Origin of the sequence: Mycobacterium sp. (assembly GCF_035697385.1) — a bacterium.
Taxonomy (GTDB): domain Bacteria; phylum Actinomycetota; class Actinomycetes; order Mycobacteriales; family Mycobacteriaceae; genus Mycobacterium.
Genome location: NZ_DASSCY010000368.1, coordinates 1 through 5,943 on the forward strand (window position 1 = coordinate 1; position 5,943 = coordinate 5,943).

Here is a 5,943-nt window from a genome sequence, read left to right on the forward strand (position 1 = left end):
ATCCGGTACTGCTTGTCGCTGCGGTCGCCCAGCCGCGGGATCGTCAGCTCGACCATCAACGGATCCAGCTGAGCCCACAGCGGTTGCATATTGGGGATCACCCCGAGCCGCGCGAAGCGGTCCAAATCCGCGTCGTCGACAAGCTGGGCGTGCGCGATCACCGGTCGCCGATCCCGCGGACCGTTGGTGGCCACCACGTGTTCGATGGCATCCAGCGCCTGGCGCACCGCCGCATCGCCGATCGCGTGAATGTGGATCTGGAAACCCAGTGCGTCGACCGCACATACGGCGCCTGCGAGGTCCTCCCACACCTGCATGCCCCTGTTGTTTCCCGGGTCGCTTCGCTCCTGCCCTCCGTGGTCGTGCAGCGAGCCACAATACGGCGCCAACAGCGCTCCGGTCTCGTTCTCGATGACACCGTCGGCGAAGAACTTGACGGTCTGCGCGGTCAGCAGCGGCGAGGCGACCTCCGAGACGCGGCGACGCGCGTCGGCGAACTGGTCGAGCTGTGTGGCGAAATGCCGGGGGTCGGCGTACAGACCCAGGTTGAACCTGATGCCAAGAGCGCCCTGGCGGGCGGCGTCGATATAGGTGTTGACGTCCGCCGGCTCGACCCAGGCATCCTGCACCCAGGTCACGCCGCGGGCCAGGTAGTAGTGGGCGGCCGTGCCGAGAGCGCCGATCCGCACCGCCGAATCCCGTTCGGGCACAACGTTGTACACCAAGTCGACGGCGCCCCATTCCCGCAGCGTGCCCAGCACCGAGCCGTCGTCGCGGCGGGGAATCTCTCCGAGCGGCGGGTCGGGAGTATCGGCGGTGATGCCGGCTCGCTCCAGTGCGACGGAGTTGCACCACACGGTGTGGTAGTCCCATGCGCGCAGCACCACGGGCCGGTCGGGAACGGCGGCGTCCAGCCAGCGGGCGTCGAACAAGCCGCCGGGGGCGAGGCTGCTTTCGTAAGACGCGCCGACGATCCAGTCGTCATCGGGGTGTTCGGCGGCGAATTTGCCTACGGCATCGACGATCTCGTCCACCGACTTGCATGGTCGGACCTGTGGGCCTACCGCTTCCAAGCCACCTGGCAGCGGATGGGCGTGGCCGTCGCCGAACGAAGCCATCAAGAAGCCACCGCCGAGGTCGACGTCGTCGGCTCCCGTCGCACGCTCGCGGGCCCTCTCACCGAGGGCTTGGACCACGCCGTCGACCACCAGCAGCGCGTCGGTCACCTGCCCGTCCACGCCGGTCCAGATGGTCCCTCCGTGGAAAAACGTCGAAGACACCTCGCGACGGTACGACACCAATCCGGTGACCGCACGGTTCCGAATACTGGATATGGCACGCACACCTGCGCTGTACAGGACCCGGATCACCCATCTACGCCGAGCGCCGGTACATCACTACTTCGAACATCGCGGTCACAGCTGGTACGTCGACGTCGATGAGCTACCTGAGCTGCCGCGCTGGCTGCGGCCGTTCGTGCGGTTCGACGACTCGCTACGCGAACGCGTCGACGCGGCCCTGGCCCGGCACGGCATCGATCCGCCGGGCGGCACGATCACCGCACTGATACAGGCCAGGGTGCTTGGGTATGGGTTCAGCCCGTTGCGCCTGTACTGGTGTCACGACGCCGCGGGCGTGCTGCGCCATGTCATCGCCGAGGTGCACAACCTCTCGGGCTCATCGCACGCCTATGTGCTGCCACCGCACCGCGATGTTCCCGCGATGGTGCGCAAGAAGCACTATGCCTCGCCGTTCAACGGGGTCGACGGCTACTACCTGGTGCGGGCCCCGCGGCCGGATGCCGAACTCGACGTATGGATTTCGCTGCACCGCGACAACCAGCCGGCGTTCGTCGCGACGATGCGCGGCCGGCGTCGACGGGTGGACATCGGCGAACTCATCCGGCTCCACTCCGTCGCACCGTTGGCAGCGTTGGAAATGCGGGTGCAGGCTTTCACGCTGCGACTGCGCGGCGTCGCCGTTGTCCCACCGCCGCATCCTAGCGAAACTACTTCGTCCACAATGGAATTCACATCCACGGCGCCCAGATCACGAATACCGTGACGGTACTGAAACAGGTGGCTAGGCTACCGCTCGTGACCACCGAACTCGATGTCCTGCTGCGCCAGGTGGCCCAGCAGGACGTTGACGCGTTCGCCACCTTCTACGACCGCACCCGGGCACGGGTATTCGGTCTGGTCACCCGCGTGTTGCGCGATCCCGGTTACAGCGAGGAGACCACGCAGGACATCTACCTGCAGGTGTGGCGCACCGCGGACAACTACGACCCCTCGGCTGGTTCGCCGTTGGCGTGGCTGATGACGCTGGCGCACCGGCGCGCGGTGGACCGGGTGCGTTCCGAGCAGGCCGCCAGTGCGCGCGAGTCGCGCTACGGCGCCGCCAATGTCGACCCGCCGTCAGATCACGTTGCCGACTCGGTGATCCTGCGCGACGAGCGACGCCAGGTGGCCGATTGCCTTGGCTCGCTGACCGACGCGCAACGCGAGTGCATCCAACTCGCCTACTACGACGGGTTGACGTACGTCCAAGTGTCCGAACGGTTGTCGGCGAATCTCGCGACCATCAAATCGCGGATGCGCGATGCCATCCGGGGCCTGCGCAGATGTCTGGGGATGGCATGACAGAACCGAACGACTCCGATCTGATCGCATTGGCAACGCCGTATGCGCTGCATGCGATGTCGGAGGCAGAGCGCGCCGACGTCGACCGTCGCGTCGCCGCCGCACCGGCCGAGGTCGCGCAGGCCTTCGCCGACGAGGTCCTGACGATCCGGGAGACCATGGCCGTCGTGTCCGCGGCCACCGCGATCGAGCCACCCCAACAACTGCGGGACCGGGTGCTGGCCCAGATAGACGCGGGCCCGGTCCGCCAGTTGAGGCCGCGGGTCCAGCGCTGGCAGAAGGCGGTGCTGGCCGCGGCGGCCGCGCTGGTGATCGGGCTCGGTGCACTCGGCGTCGGGCTGGCGCTGCGGCCGGCGCCCACCCCGTCGACCGCCGAGCAGGTATTCGCCGCCCCCGATGTGCAGACGGTGTCGGGCGACATCCCCACCGGTGGCACGGCGACGGTCGTGTTCTCGCGCGAGAAGAACGCGGGGGTGCTGGTGATGAACGACGTCGCACCACCGCGACCGGGCACGGTGTATCAGATGTGGCTCATCGACGACCAGGGCCCACATTCGGCGGGCACGATGGATGCCGAAGCCGTCGCACCGTCGACAACCGCCGTCCTGCCGGACCTCGGCGACTCCCAGGCGCTGGCATTCACGGTCGAACCCGGCAGCGGGTCGCCGACGCCGACGACGCCGATCATCGCCGAACTGCCGCTGATCTAGGCGAGCGTCGCCGTCGACGCCTCCGCGACGACATCGGCCACGTCGCCCCTGCGCTGAAACGCCCGCCGCTGCCGCATCGCCCCGTTGCCGTGCTCGGCGATCCGATCGAGTTCGCCGTGCACCAGGTCGTAGTCACCGACGTCCTCGAGCGCGGGCCGCACCCGGTCGACGAGACGATCCAACAATGTTCGCGCGGGAGCGGTTTCGTGGCTTTCGAGCAAGTCGACGGCTTGGCCATCGAGGCCGTCGCGGGCGGACTTCCAGTAGGCGGCCTTCAAGACGTGCGGCGCCAGAGGCGGGATAGGTTCACCGCGTCGCTCGTCGTCCAGCGCGGTCATCACACAGCCCCGGATCAGCGCGGCCAGCAGAACCGTCTCGTCGACGGTGGCCGGCACGTCGGCGACACGCACCTCGATCGTCGGGAATTTGGCCGACGGACGCATGTCCCAATAGACCATGCCGTCGTCGAGCATCGCGCCCGCGTGGCGCAGCATCCGGACAACCGCGTCGTACTCGTCGACGGAGTCGAAATGCGGCGGCGGGCCGGCGCTGGGCCAGCGCGCCCACAACACGCTGCGCCAGCTGGCGTAGCCGGTGTCGGAGGCCCGATAGACCGCCGAATTGGCGGTCAGCGCGAGCAGCAGCGGCAGCCACGGCCGCAGCCGGTTGCTGACCCGGATCGCGGCCTCGCGGCTGGGCACTGCGACGTGCACGTGACATCCGCAGATGCCTTGCTCGGAGGCGACCATGCCGAATTTGTCGGCGATTTCGCGGTAGCGCGGGTTGTCGGTGATCGGGAACTCGTGCGGCACGGTCGGTGGAAGCCCGACGGCCAGTAGCTGCGCACCGCTGGCTGCTGCGGAATCGGCGGCGATGCGGCGCAGCCGAGTCAGTTCGGCACGCAGGTCGCCACTGCCGCCGACGACGCCCGTCGTCGTCTCGATCTGGCAGCTGGTCAGCTCGAGCTGCAGTTTGACCCCGCGCTCGGCTGCGTGCGCGGCCACCTGTTCGTTGCAAGCGACCGGTTCGCCGGTGGTCGGGTCGACGAGCAGGAACTCCTCCTCGACGCCGACGGTGGGATGACTGGCCATGGCGAAAGTATTGATCCGACCCATCGGATCTCTCACGACGGGCCGGATCGCGCTAACAAGTCCTTCGGTTGTGACTCCCGGGATCGGAAGTAGCGGACAGGGATTGCCCACCGCAAGCCCGCGCCAAACATTTGCTGCCGATCTTGACGCCTACGATCGGATCATGGCCAAGGACTTCCGGTTCGGCATCGGTCTGCGCAACGCCAAGTCACAGTCGTCGATCCAGGAGTTCGCCCGACGGGTCGAAGACTTCGGATACGACGTGCTGCATGTGCCCGACCACCTCGGGATGGCGGCACCGTTTCCCACCTTGACGACGGCGGCCGCGGCCACGAGCACGTTGCGGTTCGGAACGTTCGTCCTCAACGCCGGTTTCTACAAGCCGGCGCTGTTGGCTCGCGACGTCGCCGGGCTGCGCGACCTGTCCGGCGGGCGGTTCGAACTCGGGCTGGGCGCGGGCTATGTGCGTGAGGAGTTCGACGCCGCCGAGTTGCCGTTTCCCACGGCACGGCAGCGCATCGAGCACTTGCAGCACATGACCGAGTACATGGCCGAACATGTGCCGGATGTGCCAATCCTGATCGCGGGCAACGGCGATCGGCTGTTGACCGTCGCGGCCACCCACGCGAACATCATCGGCTTCACGGGCGGTGACAGCGTCGCCACCGACGACGCCGACCCCCTTGCCGAGCGAATCGAGTTCGTCCGCAACGCCGCGGGGGACCGCTTCGGCGAGTTGGAGCTCAACATCGCGGTCACGGCGATGCCGGTCGACGGCTCGGGGATGCCGGACCTATCGATACCGCGCCAATTCCTGCCGACGTTCTCCGATGAGGAACTGCTGCGCCACCCCGGCGTGCTGTCCGGATCGGTGCGCGACATGGCAGACCGGGTACGAGAGCTCCGCGATTCGTACGGGGTGAGCAACGTCATCGTGCAGGCTCCCCACGCCGAAGCGTTCTCCAAGGTGATCGCCGAACTGCGCTGAATCGCAGGTTTGATCTGGTGCTTGCGGGAAATGCCTTTCGTCATGGAGCGGCGCGCCACGCTTGAGGATCCCGCGAGGTCAGGCGCCCGGATGCTGGACAGGGCAGAGGGCGTCCTGATGGCGCTTCGGCGCTGCACGGTCGACGCGGCGTTCGACGAAATCGTGAGCGCCTCGAAGCGGCATCGGGTGCCGACGCTGAGCATGGCCCACGCGCTGGTCTCGCTGGCCGCGAAGTCGGCGCACGACGACGAAGCGACCGCCGCGGCGCGCTACGAGTGGGGTTCGCTGCTCGACCAGGCGCGCCGGTAAGCTGCGAGCGGTCCCGCCCTCGTAGCTCAGGGGATAGAGCACGGCTCTCCTAAAGCCGGTGTCGCAGGTTCGAATCCTGCCGGGGGCACTCATTTGCTGTATTACCTCGGCTGATGGCTGACATTTGGTCTTCGGTTGATGGGCGACAGTGTTTCGGCTGATGCTTGACAGTGGCTTCGGCTGATCCTTGACACTCCCTTGAT

Annotated in this window: 7 protein-coding genes and 1 tRNA gene; 6 read left to right on the top strand and 2 right to left on the bottom strand. The window is 67.4% G+C overall.

Annotated elements, in window-relative coordinates; translation table 11 throughout:
* Positions 1–1,280 (bottom strand): amidohydrolase (locus tag VFH65_RS30555; RefSeq protein ID WP_353327064.1); only part of this gene is annotated, 1,280 nt, incomplete at its 3' end.
* 43 nt (positions 1,281–1,323) lie between these two features.
* Here VFH65_RS30555 and VFH65_RS30560 point away from each other — a divergent pair.
* From VFH65_RS30560 to VFH65_RS30570, 3 genes are read left to right on the top strand one after another with little or no spacing between them, the layout of a single operon-like run.
* Positions 1,324–2,064, top strand: coding sequence for a DUF1365 family protein (locus VFH65_RS30560; RefSeq protein WP_414688548.1), 741 nt, complete (start codon positions 1,324–1,326; stop codon positions 2,062–2,064).
* Complete coding sequence (locus VFH65_RS30565; RefSeq protein ID WP_353327068.1) at positions 2,061–2,642, top strand: sigma-70 family RNA polymerase sigma factor; 582 nt, start codon at positions 2,061–2,063, stop codon at positions 2,640–2,642. The genes VFH65_RS30560 and VFH65_RS30565 overlap by 4 nt, the downstream gene beginning before the upstream one ends.
* Entirely contained in the window at positions 2,639–3,352 is a 714-nt protein-coding gene (locus tag VFH65_RS30570; protein WP_353327070.1) for an anti-sigma factor, read from the top strand. The genes VFH65_RS30565 and VFH65_RS30570 overlap by 4 nt, the downstream gene beginning before the upstream one ends.
* Here the strand turns inward: VFH65_RS30570 and VFH65_RS30575 are convergent.
* Positions 3,349–4,443: a glutamate--cysteine ligase 2 gene (locus tag VFH65_RS30575; RefSeq protein WP_353327072.1), complete on the bottom strand. Its 1,095-nt coding sequence runs from the start codon at positions 4,441–4,443 to the stop codon at positions 3,349–3,351. The two genes, VFH65_RS30570 and VFH65_RS30575, sit on opposite strands and share 4 nt — an antisense overlap.
* Positions 4,444–4,606: 163 nt before the next feature.
* On the opposite strand from VFH65_RS30575, the gene VFH65_RS30580 reads away from it, so the two are divergent.
* The 3 genes from VFH65_RS30580 (at position 4,607) to VFH65_RS30590 (ending at position 5,828) form a co-directional block, all read left to right on the top strand.
* Entirely contained in the window at positions 4,607–5,431 is an 825-nt protein-coding gene (locus VFH65_RS30580; protein ID WP_353327074.1) for an LLM class F420-dependent oxidoreductase, read from the top strand.
* Between the two features lie 30 nt (positions 5,432–5,461).
* Positions 5,462–5,740, top strand: coding sequence for an ANTAR domain-containing protein (locus VFH65_RS30585; RefSeq protein WP_353327076.1), 279 nt, complete (start codon positions 5,462–5,464; stop codon positions 5,738–5,740).
* 15 nt (positions 5,741–5,755) lie between these two features.
* Positions 5,756–5,828, top strand: a tRNA-Arg gene (locus VFH65_RS30590).
* Positions 5,829–5,943 lie beyond the last annotated feature (115 nt).